We start from the raw sequence: 15,850 nt of genomic DNA, 5'->3' as shown, positions 1-15,850 counted from the left end.
CGGAGGGTTCATGCCGCAACCACGGCGGCGGCGCGCACAATAGCGCCCATGCCTGCCTCCTCCGCTGCCGGTGCGCCCGGCCAGAAGAATCCCAGCCTGCGCCAGCGCTTCTCGGCGATGCGCAACCTGCCGCCCTTCCTGCGCCAGGTCTGGCAGACCAACCCGTGGCTGGCCAGCGCCAGCCTGGGGCTGCGCATCATCCGCGCCCTGCTGCCGGTGGCGATGTTGTATGTCGGCAAGCTGATCATCGATTCGGCCGTGCTGCTCAGCCAGCATGAGGCCGGTTTCCCGCCATTCGGCGAGGCGCTGGCCAGCGGATCGCTCACTCCGCTGCTGTCCCTGCTGGCGCTGGAGTTCGGCCTGGCCATCGCATCGGACCTGCTGGGACGCATCGTCAGCTACGCCGACTCACTGCTGTCGGAACTGTTCACCAACGTCACCAGCGTGCGCCTGATGGAGCACGCGGCCTCGCTGGACCTGGAGGACTTCGAGGACCCCGAACTGCAGGACAAGCTGGACCGTGCGCGGCGCCAGACCATGGGGCGGATGAACCTGATGAGCCAATTGTTCGGCCAGGTCCAGGATGCGATTACCGTGGCCAGCCTCGCGGTGGGCCTGCTGGTCTACGCGCCGTGGCTGATCGTGCTGCTGGCACTGGCGCTGGTGCCGGCCTTCATCGGCGAATCGCATTTCAATGCGGCTGGCTACAGCCTCAATTTTCAATGGACCCCCGAACGCAGGCAGCTGGATTACCTGCGCCAGGTCGGCGCCAGCGTGGAAACCGCCAAGGAGGTAAAGATATTCAACCTCCACCGGTTCCTGATCGACCGCTACAAACTCCTCGCCGATCGTTTCTTCCACGCCAACCGCGCGCTGGCGCGCAAGCGTGCGTTCTGGGGCACGCTGCTGGCCGCATTGGGTACGCTGGGCTACTACACCGCCTATGCGTACATCGCCTGGCGCACCGTGCGCGGTGATTTCAGCATTGGTGACCTGACCTTCCTGGCCGGCAGTTTCCTGCGTTTGCGCCAGTTGCTTGAAGGCCTGCTGATCGGTTTTTCGCAGGTGGCCAGCCAGGCGCTGTACCTGGATGATCTGTTCTCGTTCTTCCAGATCACCCCGGAAATCCACACCCGCCCCGATGCGGTGCCGGTACCGCGACCGATCCGCGTGGGCTTCGTGTTCGAGAACGTTGGCTTCCGCTATCCGGATGCGGAGAGCTGGGCCGTGCGCCATCTCGACTTCCAGCTGCATGCCGGCGAAGTGCTCGCGCTGGTCGGCGAGAACGGCGCCGGCAAGACCACCCTGGTCAAGCTGCTGGCGCGATTGTACGACCCGGACGAGGGCCGGATCCTGCTTGATGGTCGCGACCTGCGCGACTACGACCTGGACGACCTGCGCGCCAACATGGGGGTGATCTTCCAGGACTTCGTGCGCTACAACCTCACCGCCGGCGAGAACATCGGTGTCGGCCAGGTCGATGCGCTGGACGACACGCAGCGCATCCGCGATGCCGCCCGCCGCGGCATGGCCGAAGAGGTCATCCAGGCGCTTCCCGGCGGCTACCAGCAGGTGATCGGCCGCCGCTTCAAGCAGGGCGTGGACCTGTCCGGCGGCCAGTGGCAGAAGATCGCCATCGCCCGCGCGTACATGCGCCAGGCCCAGGTGATGATCCTGGACGAGCCGACCGCCGCGCTCGATGCACGCGCCGAGTACGAAGTGTTCCAGCGCTTCCGCGAGCTGTCCGAACAGCGCACCGCGGTACTGATCTCGCATCGGTTTTCCTCCGTGCGCATGGCCGATCGCATCCTGGTGCTGGCCGATGGCCGGATCGAGGCCAGTGGCAGCCATGCACAGCTGATGGCCGAAGGCGGCCGCTATGCCGAGCTGTTCGAGCTGCAGGCTGCCGGTTATCGCTGAACGGTGGTCACGAACGCCTCTCATTCCGGCCAATGAGAACCTGTCTCATTTGAGGTAGAATATCCGGGACGATTTCCTGGATACGCTACCCCCATGTCTGCTGCTTTCGGCGCCGAGACGGTGCTTGAGGTCCGCCACTGGACCGATGCCTACTTCAGTTTCACCTTGACCCGTGACAGCGGGTTCCGCTTCGAGAACGGCCAGTTCGTGATGATCGGCCTGGAAACCGAGGCGCGGCCACTGCTGCGCGCGTATTCCATCGCCAGCGCGAACTGGGAAGAAAACCTGGAGTTCTTCAGCATCAAGGTGCAGGACGGCCCGCTGACTTCGCGCCTGCAGCACATCAAGCCGGGCGACAAGGTACTGGTCGGCAAGAAGCCGACCGGCACCCTGCTGATCAGCGACCTGCACCCGGGCAGGAACCTGTACCTGCTGGGCACCGGCACCGGCATGGCGCCGTGGCTTTCGGTGATCAAGGATCCGGAAACCTACGAGCGCTTCGACAAGGTGATCCTTACCCACGGCGTGCGTTACGAAAAGGATCTGGCTTACCGCGATTACTTCGAACGCGGACTGCGCGAGCACGAGTTCCTGGGCGAGATGATCGGCGACAAGCTGCTGTATTACCCGGCGGTCACCCGCGAACCCTTCACCAATCAGGGCCGGCTGACCTCGCTGCTGGAAAGCGGGCAGATGCAGCGCACCCTGGGCCTGCCGGAACTGGACCCGGCCAACGACCGCGCGATGATCTGTGGCAGCCCGCAGATGCTGGCCGATCTGCGCACGGTGCTGGACGCCAAGGGCTTCCAGGTCTCCCCGCGCATCGGCAGCCCCGGCCATTACGTCTTCGAACGCGCCTTCGTCGAAAAGTAACCGGTAGCGCCGAGCCACGCTCGGCGAGCGCAGCGGGCCGTGAACGGTGAAGCCCGCCGAGCATGGCTCGGCGCTACCGATCCCCGCGTCATTTTTCGAGGTGGCGGCGGAGCTGGGCCGGGGTGGTGGTGGGAGCGAAGCGTGACTGCACCTGGCCATCGCGGTCGATCAGGAATTTGGTGAAATTCCACTTGATGCGCGCGCTGCCCAACAGGCCGCGTTTCTGCGTGGACAACCACTGCCACAGCGGATCGGCCGCCGGCCCGTTGACCTCGATCCTGGCTGACAGCGGGAAGCTCACCGGATAGTCCAGCGAACAGAACGCGCGGATCCGGGCGGCATCGCCGGGCTCCTGCGCGCCGAACTGATTACACGGAAAGCCGATCACCACTAGGCCGCGTTCGCGATGGTCCTGCCACAGCTGCTCCAGGCCGGTGTACTGCGGGGTGAAGCCGCAGCGGCTGGCCACGTTGACCAGCAGCAGCCGCTTTCCGCGATGGCACGACAGCGGAACGTGCTCGCCTTCCAGGGTGGTCATGTCGAAATCAAAGGCGCTTGTCATCGGCCGGCCGCTGCAGGGAACACCCCAGCAGCCTGAACGCCCATGCCTTTCGACACAAGCCCACCCGTCCGGGGCCGGGTTACCCTCGGGGACTTGTCTTCGTGGAGTACCTTGCCTTGACCACCCGCCTTGCCCTTGCCGTGGCCATGACCCTCGGCCTTGCCCTGCCCGCCTATTCCGCCGGCGCCGCCACCCCGGCTGCCAGCACCGCCGCGCAGCAGGCCAATCCGTTCTTCGCCGACAGCCCGCTGCCGCTGCACTACCCGCAGTTCGACAAGATCACCGACAGCGACTTCGCCCCGGCCTTCGACGCCGGCATGGCGCAGCAGCTGAAGGAAGTGGAGGCCATCGCCAACAACAAGGCCAAGCCGACCTTCGAAAACACCCTGATCGCGCTGGAGAAGAGCGGCGAGACGCTGGACCGCGCCACCACCGTGTTCTTCGCGCTGGTCGGTGCCGATACCAATGACACCCGCAAGAAGCTGCAGGCCGACTATTCAGCGCGCTTTGCCGCCCACGGCGATGCGATCGCGCTGAACGGCAAGCTGTTCGCCCGCATCCAGGCGCTGTATGACGACCGCGCCAAGCTGGGCCTGGACGCTGAGGGCGTTCGCCTGGTCGAGAAATACTACGAGAACTACGTCCGCGCCGGCGCCAAGCTGTCCGAGACGGACAAGACCAAGCTCAAGGAAATGAACGCCGAGCTGGCCAACCTGGGCACCAAATTCAGTCAGAACGTGCAGTCCGAAGTGAACGCCTCGGCCATCACCGTGGACGACGTCAAGGAACTGGACGGCCTGTCGCAGGAGCAGATCTCCGCTGCCGCCGAAGCCGCCAAGGCGCGCGGCCTGGACGGCAAGTACGTGATCACCCTGCTCAACACCACCGGCCAGCCGCCGCTGACCAACCTGGCCAACCGTGCGCTGCGCCAGAAGATCTACGAAGCGTCCACCACCCGCGGCAGCCGCGGCGGTGAGTTCGACAATACCGCGCTGGTGGCGCGCATCATGCAGCTGCGCGCCGACAAGGCCAAGCTGATGGGCTTCCCCAACTTCGCCGCCTACAACCTGACCAACCAGACCGCCAAGACCCCCGAAGCGGTCAACGCGATGCTGGGCCAGCTGGCCCCGGCCGCGGTGGCCAACGCCAAGCGCGAAGCCGCCGACCTGCAGGCGATGATCGACCAGGAACAGAAGGCCGCCGGCAAGCCGACCTTCAAGCTGGAAGCCTGGGACTGGGCGTTCTACAGCGAGAAGGTGCGCCAGGCGAAGTACAACTTCGACGAATCCCAGCTCAAGCCGTACTTCGAAATGAAGACCGTGCTGGAAGACGGCGTGTTCCATGCCGCTGAACTCGAATTCGGCCTGACCTTCAAGCAGCGCACCGACCTGCCGGTCTACCACGAAGACGTCACCGTGTACGACGTGTTCGATGCCGACGGCAGCCAGCTGGCGATCTTCATCTTCGACCCGTATGCACGCGCCTCCAAGCGCGGCGGTGCGTGGATGAACTCCTATGTTTCGCAGTCCGAGCTGTCCGGCTTCAAACCGGTGGTGGCCAACCACCTCAACATCCCCAAGCCGCCGGCCGGCAAGCCGACCCTGCTGACCTGGGATGAAGTGACCACCACCTTCCACGAGTTCGGCCACGCGCTGCACGGTATGTTCTCCAACGTGAAGTACCCGTACTTCTCCGGCACCTCGGTGCCGCGCGACTTCGTCGAGTTCCCCTCGCAGGTCAACGAGATGTGGGCTGACAATCCGGTCATCCTGAAGAACTACGCCAAGCACTACCAGAATGGTTCGGCGATGCCGCAGGCGCTGCTGGACAAGGTGGTCGCCGCCGCCAAGTTCAACCAGGGCTTCGCCACCACCGAATACCTGGGTGCGGCGATGCTGGACCAGCGCTGGCACCAGATCAGCGCGGACCAGGTCCCGGCCGCCGCCGAGGTGATGAAGTTCGAAGCCGCCGCATTGGCCAAGGACGGCATCTTCTACGCGCCGGTGCCGCCGCGTTACAAGACCCCGTACTTCAGCCACATCATGGGCGGCTACTCGGCCGGCTACTACGCCTACATCTGGTCCGAAGTGCTCGACGCCAACACCCAGAAGTGGTTCAACGAGAACGGCGGCCTGAGCCGCAAGAACGGCGACCACTTCCGCAAGACCCTGCTGTCGCGCGGCGGCAGCGTGGATGCGATGCAGCTGTTCCGCGACTTCGCCGGCCATGAGCCGCAGATCGAGCCGCTGCTGGAGAAGCGTGGCCTGACCGGCGCCGGCAATTGACCAGCGCCTGACGCACGCTGAATGAAAAGACGCCCGGGCAACCGGGCGTTTTTTTTGCCGGCGGCCTCAACGCGGCGCGACGTATCCGCCGGGCACGCCTTCGGGCGACAGCACCAGCTGCCACAACTGGGCATGCCGGCAGCGGAACGCGGCCATCGAACCGGCCAGGTAGAAGCGCCACATGCGCTTGAAGCGTTCGTCGTAACGCTGCCGATCCAGCCGCGGCCAGGCCGCTTCCACATTGCGCCGCCATGCCTGCAGCGTCAGGTCGTAGTCGGTGCCGAAGCCGTGCCAGTCTTCAAGCACGAAGCGGCCCTCGAACGCGCGCGTGATCTGCGCCGCCGAAGGCAGCATCGAGTTGGGGAAGATGTAACGGGCGATCCATGGATCGGTGCGGTGGCCGCTGACATTGCGACCGATGGTATGCAGCAACAGCAAGCCGTGCGGCGCCAGGCAACGCCGGGCCACGTCGAAGAACGCGCGATAGTTGCGTTCGCCCACATGTTCGAACATGCCGATGGAGAACACCGCATCGAAGCGCTCATCCAGCGCGCGGTAATCCTGCAACCGGATCTCCACCGGCAATCCTGCGCAGCGCTCACGCGCATACGCGGCCTGCTCCTCGGAGATGGTCACCCCCACGCCACTGACGCCGTAGCGTTCGCAGGCGAACTTCAGCGCTTCCCCCCAGCCGCAGCCGATGTCGAGCACGCGCTGGCCGGGGCGCAGTGCCAGCTTGCGGCAGACCAGGTCGAGCTTGGCTTCCTGTGCGGCATCCAGGTCCTGGGCCTGCCTCCAGTACCCGCAGCTGTACACCAGCCGCTGCCCCAGCATCGCCGCGTACAGGTCGTTGCCGAGATCGTAGTGGCGGCGCCCGACTTCGAAACTTCGCTGCCCGGCCTGCACGTTGACCAGGCGTGCGCGGACTGCATCGGCCAGCTCACGCCAACTGTGCACGCGCTCGTCCAGGTGGGCCTGCAGCAGGTGCAGCAGGAAGCAATCCAGCTGGTTGGCATCCCACCATCCATCCATGTAACTCTCGCCAAGCGCCAGCGACCCGCCCGCCAGCACCCGCGCGTGGAAGCGCGGGTCATGCACGTGGATATCCTGGGGCCGGGTGCCGCCGAGGGTGACGCCGGCTTCATGCATCAGCGCGGTGAGCCGAACCTGCAGCGCGGCGTCCACCGTCACCTCCCTGCTCAGCCGTGGGCGAACAGTCCTGCATACTCCGGCGCCACATGCGGCACCAGCACGGACGCTGGTACCTCGGCGGTCTGCGTGCCTTCGGAGTAGGGACCGACCTGGTAGGGGGGGAACACGAACCGCAGCCCGGTCACCTTGCCGCCGGCATCGGTCATCGGTTCGAACTGGCGGAAGTTGTCCGGCCGGGCGCCGGTGCCTTCGGTGATCATCCGCGAGGCGCTGCGCAGCGATTCCTGCAGTTCGCCCGGCTCCATGTCCTCGCTGCTCAGGCGCGTCGCTACGCGCTCGCGCAGCTGGTCGGCCACGAAGTCACTGATCACCTTCCACCCCTTGGCGTCCGGAACCAGGTGATCGGCGGTCAGCATCTGCTGCGGGCCGGGTAGCCAGACGAAGCGGGCGACCAGCGGCTCGCCGTGGGCACCGCCGGTGTAGCGGCTGCCCTCGGCGCGCACCACCACCAGCTCCGGGGTTTCCAGCTGCTTTTCAAACGCCAGCGACAACTCGTACGGCATCGTCGGCTTGTCGTTGCCCAGCCCATCGAGGGCCTGCTGCAGCTCGCCACGCGCGGCGGCAGCGTAGTCCTGCAGCGCCTTGGCCAGCCCCGGGTATTTGTCCAGCCCGGCTGCATAACTGATGCCGACCACCGCCTGCGGGCTGGTCTCGATCACATCAGCAAGCGCTACCGGTGCATCGGCGGGTGCTTCGGCCACCGGCGCCGGCAGCTGCCCGGCGGTATCGGCGGCGGCAGGCTGGGGGCCAGCGCTGTTGCCATCCTCGCGCCCACAACCGGCCAGCAGCATGGCCGCGATGGCCACGCCCAGCACGCCAGCGGCAGGCACTTTACGGCGCAACGACTTCATCGATTTCCCCTGGACTTGCAGCGTCATGTATCGGTTTCCTTTCTGGAACGAACCCCGTGGGCCGATCAGGCCAACAGGTCATTGAATTCTTCGTGACGTTCAAAGAACGCCTCCGCGTAAGCGCACGCGGGAACCACTTTGTATCTGTTGTCGCGTGCCCATCGCAGCGCCACGCGGGTCAGTTCCCCGGCGATGCCGCGCCCGCCGATGGCATCGGGCACCTCGGTATGGGTGATCACCATGCGGCGGCGCTTGAGCTGGTATTCCAGCAACGCCAGATGGCCTTGCACCCGTGCGGTGAAGCGGTGCGCAGCCACATCATGGGTGACCTCGTAAGCCAATCCGGGGGGCGTGACCGAAGCCATGGGACCGATCTCCTGGGGCAGCATCACCGATGGTGCGCAGCCTGCCGCCATGATCGTGTGAAGCCTGAACAGGGGCAAGCGAAATCGGGGCCACCGCTGCGCACCGTTAAAGCCCGAGCGGCAACGGCCGATACCCCTGTCGACGGGGCGCATTGGAGGCCTCGCCGGGCCGGCCCGTCCATCCCCAAGGAGATTCCCATGCGTCACTACCTTGCCCCGCCCGCCGAGGGCGCCGCCACCGACGACGCGCTGCTGGAAGGCCTGCTGCAGCTTGCCGTGGAAGGCCATACCGACGAAACGCAGTTCCAGCAGATCGGCGACGAAGTCTTCACCCGCCTGCTGGATACCTATGGCGTGGACAGCGGGAACCTGGCGGGCGTCAGCCACCCAGGCCGAAGCGCGGGTTGGACAGCTCGCGCAGGAAGTGGTTGAAGATGCCCGGGTTCATCGCCAGCAGGAACAGCACGCCGAACGCCGCACCGGCCAGGTGGGCGCTGTGGTTGATGCGGTCACCGCCTTTCTTGTCCATCCAGATGCTGTAGCCCACGTAGAACACCGCGTACAGGATGGCCGGCGCCGGGATGAAGAACACCAGGATGATCGTCCACGGGCTGAGCAGGATGAAGGCGAACAGCACCGCCGACACCGCCCCCGACGCGCCCAGGCTGAGGTAGTTGGGGTTCTTCTGGTTCTTGATATAGCTGGGCAGGATGGACACCACCAGCGCGCCCAGATAGAACGCCGGATAGGTGAGATAGCTCCCCGACAGCTGCACCATCACCGTTTCGATCTGGCCGCCGAAGAAGAACAGCGTGATCATGTTGAAGATCAGGTGCGGCCAGTCGGCGTGGATGAAACCGTAGGTCACCAGCCGGTCGTACTGGCGGTGGCGATCCACCGCCGGTGGCCACAGGATCAGCCGGTCGGCCAGCTTGCGGTTGTTGAACGCCAGGTAGGACACGATGGCGGTGATGGCGATCAGCAGGAGGTTTACGGGCGTCATGTCAGGCTCAGGCGGCGCGGTAGTTGTCGACCATGCGGTAACGGCGCGCATACCAGCCAAAGGCCAGTGCGGCGACGAACGCAAAGCCAGCGAAGAAGAACATCAGGAACGCCGCTTCGCTCAGCCCGGTACTGGCGATCTGGTGGGTCACCGTATCGTTGCGCACCGCGGCGTTGGACAGCAGCACCCACAGGTTGCCGATGGTGGTGGTCAGGTTCCAGAAGCTCATCACCACCCCCTTCATCGCCTGCGGCGCTTGGCTGTAGGCGAACTCAAGACCGGTCGCCGACACCAGCACTTCGCCGAAGGTCAGCAGCGCGTACGGCAGCATCTGCCAGAAGATAGACATCGCGTTGCCGCCATCCATCACCACCTGGATGCCGCCGACCACGATCCACGCCAGGCCGCTGAAGGCGATGCCGGCGGTCATCCGGCGCAGCGCGGTGGGTTCGAAGCCGAAACGGCGCAGCGCCGGGTACAGCACCAGGTTGTTGAACGGAATCAGGATCATCACCAGCAGCGGATTCAAGGCCTGCATCTGCGAGGCGGTGAACCAGCTGGGCATCTGCATCTGCTGGCCCTGCAGCACCCAGGTGGAGGCCTTCTGGTCGAACAGCGAGAAGAACGGCGTGGTCAGCGCGAAGATCACCAGCACGCGCAGCACCGAGCGCACGCCTTCGACGGCCTCGGCCGGATGCACCGCACGGGCCCGGTCCAGCTGCATCCAGGTGCCGCCACCGATGCCTGCCAGCACCGAGACCAGCGCCAGGCACAGGCAGATCACGATTCCCAGCGTACCGACCAGCCCGAACGAGGCGATCGCCAACACCACGCCGGCCACGGCCAGCACCAGCCCAGGACGGCCGCGGCCTTCGACGCGCGCGGTCAGTGCAGTGCGTACCGCGTTGGCGAACGAATGCGGATCCTTCGGTGGCAGCGGGGTCAGCACGTAGCGCTTGCGCCCCAGCCAGAACACGAAGGTCGCGATGAACATCAGGATGCCGGGGATGCCGAAGGCCCACTGCGGACCCCAGTTCTTCAGCACCAGCGGGATCAGCAGCGAGGCGAACAGCGAGCCGAAGTTGATGATCCAGTAGAAGGCATCGAAGACCAGCTTCGCCAGGTGCTTGTTGCCCTGGTCGAACTGGTCGCCCATGAACGAGGCGACCAGCGGCTTGATCCCACCGGCACCCAGCGCGATCAGCCCCAGGCCGAAGAAGAAGCCGCCGCGGCTGCCTTCGAACAGTGCCAGGCACAGGTGGCCGACGCAGTAGATCAGGCTGAACCACAGGATGGTGTGGTACTTGCCGAAGAACTTGTCGGCCAGCCAGCCACCGAGCAGCGGGAAGAAATACACGCCGATCATGAAGCTGTGCATGATGTCCTTGGCTTCACCGGCACGTCCTTCGGCGGTGATCTCCTGCAACAGCAGCGAGGTGATCAGGAACTGCACCAGGATGTTGCGCATGCCGTAAAAACTGAAGCGCTCGCAGGCCTCATTGCCGATGATGTACGGGATCTGGCGCGGCATGGATCCCTTGCCGGCGGGGGCGACTGCGTTATGGCTCATCCTGTAAGGCTTTCCTGCGGACACGAAAGCGCCAAGGTTACCGGAATGCGGGCACCCAGCGCACGCTGCAGGGCTGCATGACAGCGCGGCGGATGCGTGGCAGACGCGCCTCGGGGTCACGACGCCTGCACGGCCCAAGCGTAAACTTATCGTTATGCGCACCCCCCCTTTCCCCCTGTTGCTGTGCGTTGGCCTGTTGTTGGCTCCCCTGATGGTCCGTGCCCAGCCGGCGGCGGCCAGCCCGCTTGCCGAACTCAGCGTGGCCAGCCTGCAGCTGCCCGGACAGGAGGATCCGAGCTGGGAACATCGCCGCGAAGCGATCGCCCAGCTGCTGGCCACCCTGCGACCGGACGTGATCACGGTGCAGTCGGTACTGCAGGAGGGTCGTCGCAATCCGGCCTGCTGGCTGGCCAGCCGGCTGCGCTACAGCTGTGACTTCATCACCTCCGATCCGCCCAGCCAGGCCCAGCGGCATGGCAGCGCGATGCTCAGCCGGCTGCGCGTGGAAGAAGACGGCGTCACCCTGCTGCATCCCCCGGGGCGCTTCAGCGCTGCGGGCATGATGCGCGTCGCCGTCGGCGAGGGGCAGGTCAACATCTACGTGGCACGGTTGCGGCCCGAGCCGGATACCGCGGCCAACCGCCAGCACCAGACCAACGACCTGATGGCCTGGATCGCCGCTACCTCCGACGGCCACCCGAGCCTGGTCGCAGGTGATTTTTCCGCCAGCAGCAGCGAGGTGGTGCGCGGCATGCCCGGCTTCCAACCGGCGCGGCGCAACCCCTCGGCACGGGCGGAAAAGCCCGGCGTTGCGAACGGCAGCGTCGACAGCCACGGACTGGACGTGCTGTTCCAGGTCAAATCCTTCAGCGGAAAGCGCCAGCAGCGCATCGAACTGCCGGCCGAGGGTGAAATGCCGCTGCTGCCCCTTGGCGTGATGGCCGTGCTGCGACTGCAGGCTCCGGCCGGCTGACGCGACGCTGCGCACCGGCGCAACGAAAAAGGGCCGCGCTGGAAATGCGCGGCCCTGCTGGTTCTACCGGAACGCTGTTGCGATCAGGCAACTGCTTCCTGGTAACGACGCTCGACTTCGTTCCAGTCGATCACGTTGAAGAACGCGCCGATGTATTCCGGGCGACGGTTCTGGTACTTCAGGTAATACGCGTGCTCCCAGACATCCAGGCCGAGGATCGGCGTGTTGCCTTCCATCAGCGGGCTGTCCTGGTTGCCGGTGCTTTCCACCACGACCTTCTTGTCCGGGGTAACGCTCAGCCACGCCCAGCCGCTGCCGAAGCGCGTCAGCGCCGCCTTGGTGAAGGCGTCCTTGAACTTGTCGAAGCCACCGAGATCGCTGTCGATCTTCTTGGCCACCTCACCGACCGGATTGCCGCCGGCGCTGGGCGCCATCACGGTCCAGAACAACGAATGGTTGGCATGGCCGCCCCCGTTGTTGCGCACCGGGCCCTGCAGGTTCTCCGGCAGCGACTTCAGCTTCTTGACCAGCTCTTCAACCGGCAGGTCGGCGTACTCGGTGCCTTCCAGCGCTGCGTTGACGTTGTTGATGTAGGTCTGGTGATGCTTGGTGTGGTGGATCTCCATGGTGGCCGCATCGATATGCGGTTCCAGGGCGTCATAGGCGTAGGACAGCTTGGGCAGGGTGTAGGCCATGGTGCATCTCCTCGTAGCTTGGGGACCTGGCTGACGCCAGGTGGTGCACGGTAAATGATGGGGACAGGCGTGAAGATTACCAAGAGGGATGTAAAGGAAACTTCGTCCTGCAGGTGACCGTGGTGCGACAGCGTGGCCCTCATGCGCGATGCAGTCCGGCGGCGTTACAGTGGCCACTGTTTCCACGCCTGTCGTCGCCATGCGCAATCCCCGCCTGCTGATTACCGCCATCGCCCTGCTGCTGCTCGGGCTGGTGGGCAACCATTTCCTGCAGCGCCCGGCCAAGCCCCAGTTCGCGCCCAGCCTGTCCGGCGCGTCGGCGCCGGCGGCCACCTCGGCCGCCCCGGCGACCCATGCCGCGCTGCCTGGCTTCCTGCCCGCCGAAGCGCGCCAGACGATCGCGCTGATCCAGCGCGGCGGCCCGTTCCCGCACCGCCAGGACGGCAGCGTATTCGGCAATCGCGAGCAGCGGCTGCCGCAACGCGAGCGCGGTTATTACCGAGAGTACACCGTGGAAACGCCGGGCGCCGGCAACCGCGGCGCACGCCGCATCATCACCGGCGGCAAGCCACCGGACGCCTGGTATTACACCAGCGATCATTACGAAAGCTTCCGCAGCTTCAATGTACCCGCGCAGGGGGCCGTGCCATGACCCACGATGCCTTCGGCCTGGGCCTGCATGACCTCAACAACGCTGGCGTGTATGCGATAGGAGAGGGCGACGAGGCCGCGCTCGCCGCCGCCATGCGCGATGCCGGCCTGCTGGTGCGTCGGGTCGATCTGGAAGGGGTCGCAGACAAACGCACGCTCCTCGCACGACTTGCCGCGCAGCTGGATTTCCCCGCCGGGTCCGGCGGCAACTGGGACGCGCTGTCGGACAACCTGCGCGACCTGTCGTGGCTGGGCGCCGCAGGCGGGCACGCACTGTTCCTGGACCGCATCGACGCCCTGCGTGCGCAGGACGCGGCCAGCTTCGACACCCTGCTGGAGATCCTCGACGAAGCCAGCCAGTACTGGGCCGAGCAGGACCTGCCGCTGTGGGCGTTCCTGTCCAGCGGATACTGAGCGGTCAGCGGACGCTGCCGTTGTCTTCCTGCAGCTCTTTCTTGAACGGAATGTCCGGCGGCGGACGCGCGATGGCCGGCTGGTCCTGCATGTTCGGATCGTTGAGGCCGCACCCACCGCCGAACTGCAGCACCGAAATCACGCAGGAGATCTTCGTGCTGGTACCCGGCAGCGGGATTTCGACCGACTGCACGCCGCGCCGCACCCACTCGGCAAGCAGCGATTCATTGGGCACCCAATACTTGTCGAACGAGGTCGGGGTGTAGTCATACGGCGGTCGCTTGAGCCAGGTGCCGGACTGCGCGATGCGGTCGCGGCTCCAGCCATCGTTGTCACCGCCAGGCGCACCGCGGTCGCTGTTGCCGGCGCCGTCCTGGCCGGGAACGCGCACGCTGCCGTCCGCGTTGAAGACGCCGCTGCCCTGCCCGGCATCACGATTGGCCTGCGCGCCCGCGCTGCTGCCAGGACGATCACGGGTGGACGCACCCCAATCATCACCGCGCGCCGGCGTCGCCCAGTTGCCCGGCGTCGGACGCGCCTGCGCACCCGCCTGGCCCGGCGCGCGCGATGCGGCGGTCGATGCTGAAGCCGCTGCAGCCGCCGAAGAAGACGGTGAGGCCTGGGCAGCGGGGGTCGCTGACGGGCGCGGGCTGGCGCTGGCCGCCGCACTGGCAGCGGCATTGGCAACGGCACGTTCGCGCACGGTCGGCTCGGTACTGGGCCGCGTGCGCAGCGCCGGCTCGCGCCCCGGTATCGTCGGCACGCTGATCGCAGGCGCGGTCACGGCAGCCACCTCGCGTTCGCGCACGACGGTGGGCTCACGCGGGGCAACCTGCACCGCCACCTCGGCCTGCGGCAGCCGCAGCGGCGTCGGCGCCTGCACCGCAAGCGGGACCTCGCGCTCACGCACCTGCACGGTGGTTTCAGACGGCGCACGGGTGCGCACGGGCGTTACCGGACGCGACGTGACCACGACCGGGGCCTGCACGACCTGCACCTCGCGTTCGCGAACCGACGGTGCCGCCTGGCGCGGGACCACGGTGACTTCGGTACGCGGCACGCTGACCGGCGGCACCACGAAATCGGTTGTTGCCTCGGCCACGTCCGTCGCCTGTACCGGCGGCGTCGGCAGCGGAGGCGTCGGTGCAGGCGGCGTCGGCTCGGCAGGCGTGGGTTCGGACACCATCGCAGGCGCGGCAGCGGCTGCGTCCGGGGCCGGCTGCGCCGCTGCGGTGGACGCTGCCGACGCGCTGTCCCGTGCTTCGGACGGGGGTGCCGCTGGGCCGTCCGCCGAAGCCGCACCGGCCTCGGCAGCTGCTGCGGCCTCGCTTCCGGGCTGCTCGCCGCCACCTTCCTGCGCGCCCTGCCCGATGAATTCCACCTGCACCCGCTCGCCCTCCCCACCCTGGGTCTCCGGCTGCGAAGAGCGCACCAGTGCCACCCACACCAGCAGGAAAGCAAACAGCAGGTGCAACAGCAGGCTCACCCCTGCGGAAGTCCAGCGCATCCAGCGCTGGTCGCGCGGGGCCGGATCCCATTGCTGCCATCCCAGGCGACGCAGCGCCTGCCACATCGTCAGTCCTGGCAGGCGCCCACTGCTGGCCGGTAGTGGCCGCGGCAGCAGCACCGCAACCAGCTCACGCGCATGCTGGGGACGCGGCAGCGGCGGACGCGCGCGCAGCCAGATGGCCCACCCATACGGCAGGCCGGTCTTCTTTTCCAGAATGGGCGGCTCCTGCTGGCGCGCCAGCAGGGCCTCGATCCACTGTGCAGCCCGGGATGACGGCACGCAGCGGGCGTCAGGCGACGTTGCCGCGCGGCATGTACGGCGCCTGCCCACTATCGTGGTCGGTGGCATCACGTACCGCCGTGATGCCCGGAACCCGGCCCATCAGCGTCTTCTCGATTCCCTGCTTCAACGTGACATCGGCCATGCCGCAGCCCTGGCAGCCGCCACCGAAGCGCAGCAGTACCACGCCGTCCGCGGACACTTCCTGCACCGCGACCTTGCCACCGTGCGAGGCAAGCTGCGGATTGACCTCGTTCTCCACCACCCAGTGCACGCGCTCCACCAGCGAGGCCGCATCACCGGGTGCTTCCCCCTTTATGCGCGGCGCCTTGATGGTCAGCTGCTGGCCACCGGCATTGCCGGTGACGATGTCAATCTCGGCGCCGTCCAGCCAGCCCACGCTGTCGGCGGCCACGTACACGGTGAAGCCGTCGCAGTCCACCGCCCACTCGTCGCCGAGCAGGTCGGCCGGTTCGGCGAACTCAAGCCGGGCATCGGCGCGGGGGGTGCCGGCGTCGACCGCGGACACACGCACGCCCATGCCGGGCACGCCTTCGCGTTCGATCAACTTGCGGAAATGGGTCTGGGCGGTGTCGGAGATCTGGATCATCGGGCTATTCTAACGAAGTACCTGTTACGCGATCATTCGGTTTATACACGGGACCGCGCAATGTTCAGTCAACGATT

Annotated in this window: 16 protein-coding genes; 7 read left to right on the top strand and 9 right to left on the bottom strand. The window is 66.4% G+C overall.

Features of this window, described 5'->3' with window-relative positions; all coding sequences use genetic code 11:
• Positions 1-48: 48 nt before the first annotated feature.
• A complete protein-coding gene (locus SOM47_RS13300; RefSeq protein ID WP_320505845.1) occupies positions 49-1,920 on the top strand; it encodes an ABC transporter ATP-binding protein in 1,872 nt (623 codons plus the stop codon).
• A gap of 93 nt (positions 1,921-2,013) precedes the next feature.
• On the top strand, positions 2,014-2,793 hold the full coding sequence (locus SOM47_RS13295; RefSeq protein WP_320505844.1) for a ferredoxin--NADP reductase: 780 nt from the start codon (positions 2,014-2,016) through the stop codon (positions 2,791-2,793).
• 88 nt (positions 2,794-2,881) lie between these two features.
• On the opposite strand, the gene SOM47_RS13290 is transcribed toward SOM47_RS13295, so the two are convergent.
• Complete coding sequence (locus SOM47_RS13290; protein ID WP_320505843.1) at positions 2,882-3,355, bottom strand: glutathione peroxidase; 474 nt, start codon at positions 3,353-3,355, stop codon at positions 2,882-2,884.
• Between the two features lie 116 nt (positions 3,356-3,471).
• Here SOM47_RS13290 and SOM47_RS13285 point away from each other — a divergent pair, with 116 nt between their 5' ends.
• Positions 3,472-5,640 (top strand): M3 family metallopeptidase, encoded by a 2,169-nt coding sequence (locus SOM47_RS13285; RefSeq protein ID WP_042613287.1) that lies wholly within the window; start codon positions 3,472-3,474, stop codon positions 5,638-5,640.
• Positions 5,641-5,706: 66 nt separating this feature from the next.
• Here SOM47_RS13285 and cfa read toward each other — a convergent pair whose 3' ends face one another.
• The 3 genes from cfa to SOM47_RS13270 are packed head-to-tail and all read right to left on the bottom strand — an operon-like array spanning position 5,707 to position 8,068.
• Positions 5,707-6,825, bottom strand: a complete 1,119-nt coding sequence (cfa, locus tag SOM47_RS13280) for a cyclopropane fatty acyl phospholipid synthase (RefSeq protein ID WP_080335111.1) — start codon at positions 6,823-6,825, stop codon at positions 5,707-5,709.
• A gap of 14 nt (positions 6,826-6,839) precedes the next feature.
• A complete protein-coding gene (locus tag SOM47_RS13275; RefSeq protein WP_414715804.1) occupies positions 6,840-7,730 on the bottom strand; it encodes a PdaC/RsiV family protein in 891 nt (296 codons plus the stop codon).
• Positions 7,731-7,768: 38 nt separating this feature from the next.
• On the bottom strand, positions 7,769-8,068 hold the full coding sequence (locus tag SOM47_RS13270) for a GNAT family N-acetyltransferase (protein ID WP_320505920.1): 300 nt from the start codon (positions 8,066-8,068) through the stop codon (positions 7,769-7,771).
• Positions 8,069-8,266: 198 nt separating this feature from the next.
• Here SOM47_RS13270 and SOM47_RS13265 point away from each other — a divergent pair, with 198 nt between their 5' ends.
• Positions 8,267-8,500: a hypothetical protein gene (locus SOM47_RS13265; RefSeq protein ID WP_320505928.1), complete on the top strand. Its 234-nt coding sequence runs from the start codon at positions 8,267-8,269 to the stop codon at positions 8,498-8,500.
• On the opposite strand, the gene SOM47_RS13260 is transcribed toward SOM47_RS13265, so the two are convergent.
• Together SOM47_RS13260 and SOM47_RS13255 are read right to left on the bottom strand one after the other, a co-directional pair.
• Positions 8,448-9,071, bottom strand: coding sequence for a rhomboid family intramembrane serine protease (locus tag SOM47_RS13260; RefSeq protein ID WP_042613285.1), 624 nt, complete (start codon positions 9,069-9,071; stop codon positions 8,448-8,450). The genes SOM47_RS13265 and SOM47_RS13260 overlap by 53 nt on opposite strands.
• 7 nt (positions 9,072-9,078) lie before the next feature.
• The gene (locus SOM47_RS13255) at positions 9,079-10,641 is read right to left on the bottom strand and encodes a POT-type proton-dependent oligopeptide transporter (RefSeq protein ID WP_320505842.1); all 1,563 of its coding nucleotides are present in this window, start codon (positions 10,639-10,641) and stop codon (positions 9,079-9,081) included.
• A 154-nt stretch (positions 10,642-10,795) separates the two neighbouring features.
• On the opposite strand from SOM47_RS13255, the gene SOM47_RS13250 reads away from it, so the two are divergent.
• Positions 10,796-11,614, top strand: a complete 819-nt coding sequence (locus SOM47_RS13250) for an endonuclease/exonuclease/phosphatase family protein (protein WP_320505841.1) — start codon at positions 10,796-10,798, stop codon at positions 11,612-11,614.
• An 83-nt stretch (positions 11,615-11,697) separates the two neighbouring features.
• On the opposite strand, the gene SOM47_RS13245 is transcribed toward SOM47_RS13250, so the two are convergent.
• A complete protein-coding gene (locus SOM47_RS13245; RefSeq protein ID WP_101098562.1) occupies positions 11,698-12,309 on the bottom strand; it encodes a superoxide dismutase in 612 nt (203 codons plus the stop codon).
• A 199-nt stretch (positions 12,310-12,508) separates the two neighbouring features.
• Between SOM47_RS13245 and SOM47_RS13240 the strand changes: the two genes are divergently transcribed.
• A complete protein-coding gene (locus SOM47_RS13240) occupies positions 12,509-12,961 on the top strand; it encodes a guanyl-specific ribonuclease (protein ID WP_320505840.1) in 453 nt (150 codons plus the stop codon).
• Entirely contained in the window at positions 12,958-13,374 is a 417-nt protein-coding gene (locus SOM47_RS13235) for a barstar family protein (RefSeq protein WP_319277600.1), read from the top strand. Before SOM47_RS13240 ends, SOM47_RS13235 begins: the two co-directional genes overlap by 4 nt.
• A gap of 4 nt (positions 13,375-13,378) precedes the next feature.
• Here the strand turns inward: SOM47_RS13235 and SOM47_RS13230 are convergent, their stop codons facing one another.
• Both SOM47_RS13230 and SOM47_RS13225 read right to left on the bottom strand, forming a co-directional pair.
• Complete coding sequence (locus SOM47_RS13230; protein WP_320505839.1) at positions 13,379-15,163, bottom strand: hypothetical protein; 1,785 nt, start codon at positions 15,161-15,163, stop codon at positions 13,379-13,381.
• Between the two features lie 10 nt (positions 15,164-15,173).
• Entirely contained in the window at positions 15,174-15,773 is a 600-nt protein-coding gene (locus tag SOM47_RS13225) for an NfuA family Fe-S biogenesis protein (protein WP_320505838.1), read from the bottom strand.
• Positions 15,774-15,850: the final 77 nt, after the last annotated feature.

The sequence above is a fragment of the Stenotrophomonas sp. CFBP8980 genome (assembly GCF_034046095.1).
GTDB classification, from domain to species: domain Bacteria; phylum Pseudomonadota; class Gammaproteobacteria; order Xanthomonadales; family Xanthomonadaceae; genus Stenotrophomonas; species Stenotrophomonas lacuserhaii.
Note: the sequence above shows the minus strand (reverse complement) of the source record. Positions and strands in the feature narration are given on the sequence as shown.

Coding starts and splice junctions, on each gene's coding strand:
- SOM47_RS13235 (WP_319277600.1), top strand. CDS start 12,958: ATGACCCACGATGCCTTCGGCCTGGGCCTGCATGACCTCAACAACGCT.
- SOM47_RS13300 (WP_320505845.1), top strand. CDS start 49: ATGCCTGCCTCCTCCGCTGCCGGTGCGCCCGGCCAGAAGAATCCCAGC.
- SOM47_RS13245 (WP_101098562.1), bottom strand. CDS start 12,309: ATGGCCTACACCCTGCCCAAGCTGTCCTACGCCTATGACGCCCTGGAA.
- SOM47_RS13275 (WP_414715804.1), bottom strand. CDS start 7,730: ATGACGCTGCAAGTCCAGGGGAAATCGATGAAGTCGTTGCGCCGTAAA.
- SOM47_RS13295 (WP_320505844.1), top strand. CDS start 2,014: ATGTCTGCTGCTTTCGGCGCCGAGACGGTGCTTGAGGTCCGCCACTGG.
- SOM47_RS13240 (WP_320505840.1), top strand. CDS start 12,509: ATGCGCAATCCCCGCCTGCTGATTACCGCCATCGCCCTGCTGCTGCTC.
- SOM47_RS13225 (WP_320505838.1), bottom strand. CDS start 15,773: ATGATCCAGATCTCCGACACCGCCCAGACCCATTTCCGCAAGTTGATC.
- SOM47_RS13255 (WP_320505842.1), bottom strand. CDS start 10,641: ATGAGCCATAACGCAGTCGCCCCCGCCGGCAAGGGATCCATGCCGCGC.
- SOM47_RS13250 (WP_320505841.1), top strand. CDS start 10,796: ATGCGCACCCCCCCTTTCCCCCTGTTGCTGTGCGTTGGCCTGTTGTTG.
- SOM47_RS13260 (WP_042613285.1), bottom strand. CDS start 9,071: ATGACGCCCGTAAACCTCCTGCTGATCGCCATCACCGCCATCGTGTCC.
- SOM47_RS13290 (WP_320505843.1), bottom strand. CDS start 3,355: ATGACAAGCGCCTTTGATTTCGACATGACCACCCTGGAAGGCGAGCAC.
- SOM47_RS13270 (WP_320505920.1), bottom strand. CDS start 8,068: ATGGCTTCGGTCACGCCCCCCGGATTGGCTTACGAGGTCACCCATGAT.
- SOM47_RS13265 (WP_320505928.1), top strand. CDS start 8,267: ATGCGTCACTACCTTGCCCCGCCCGCCGAGGGCGCCGCCACCGACGAC.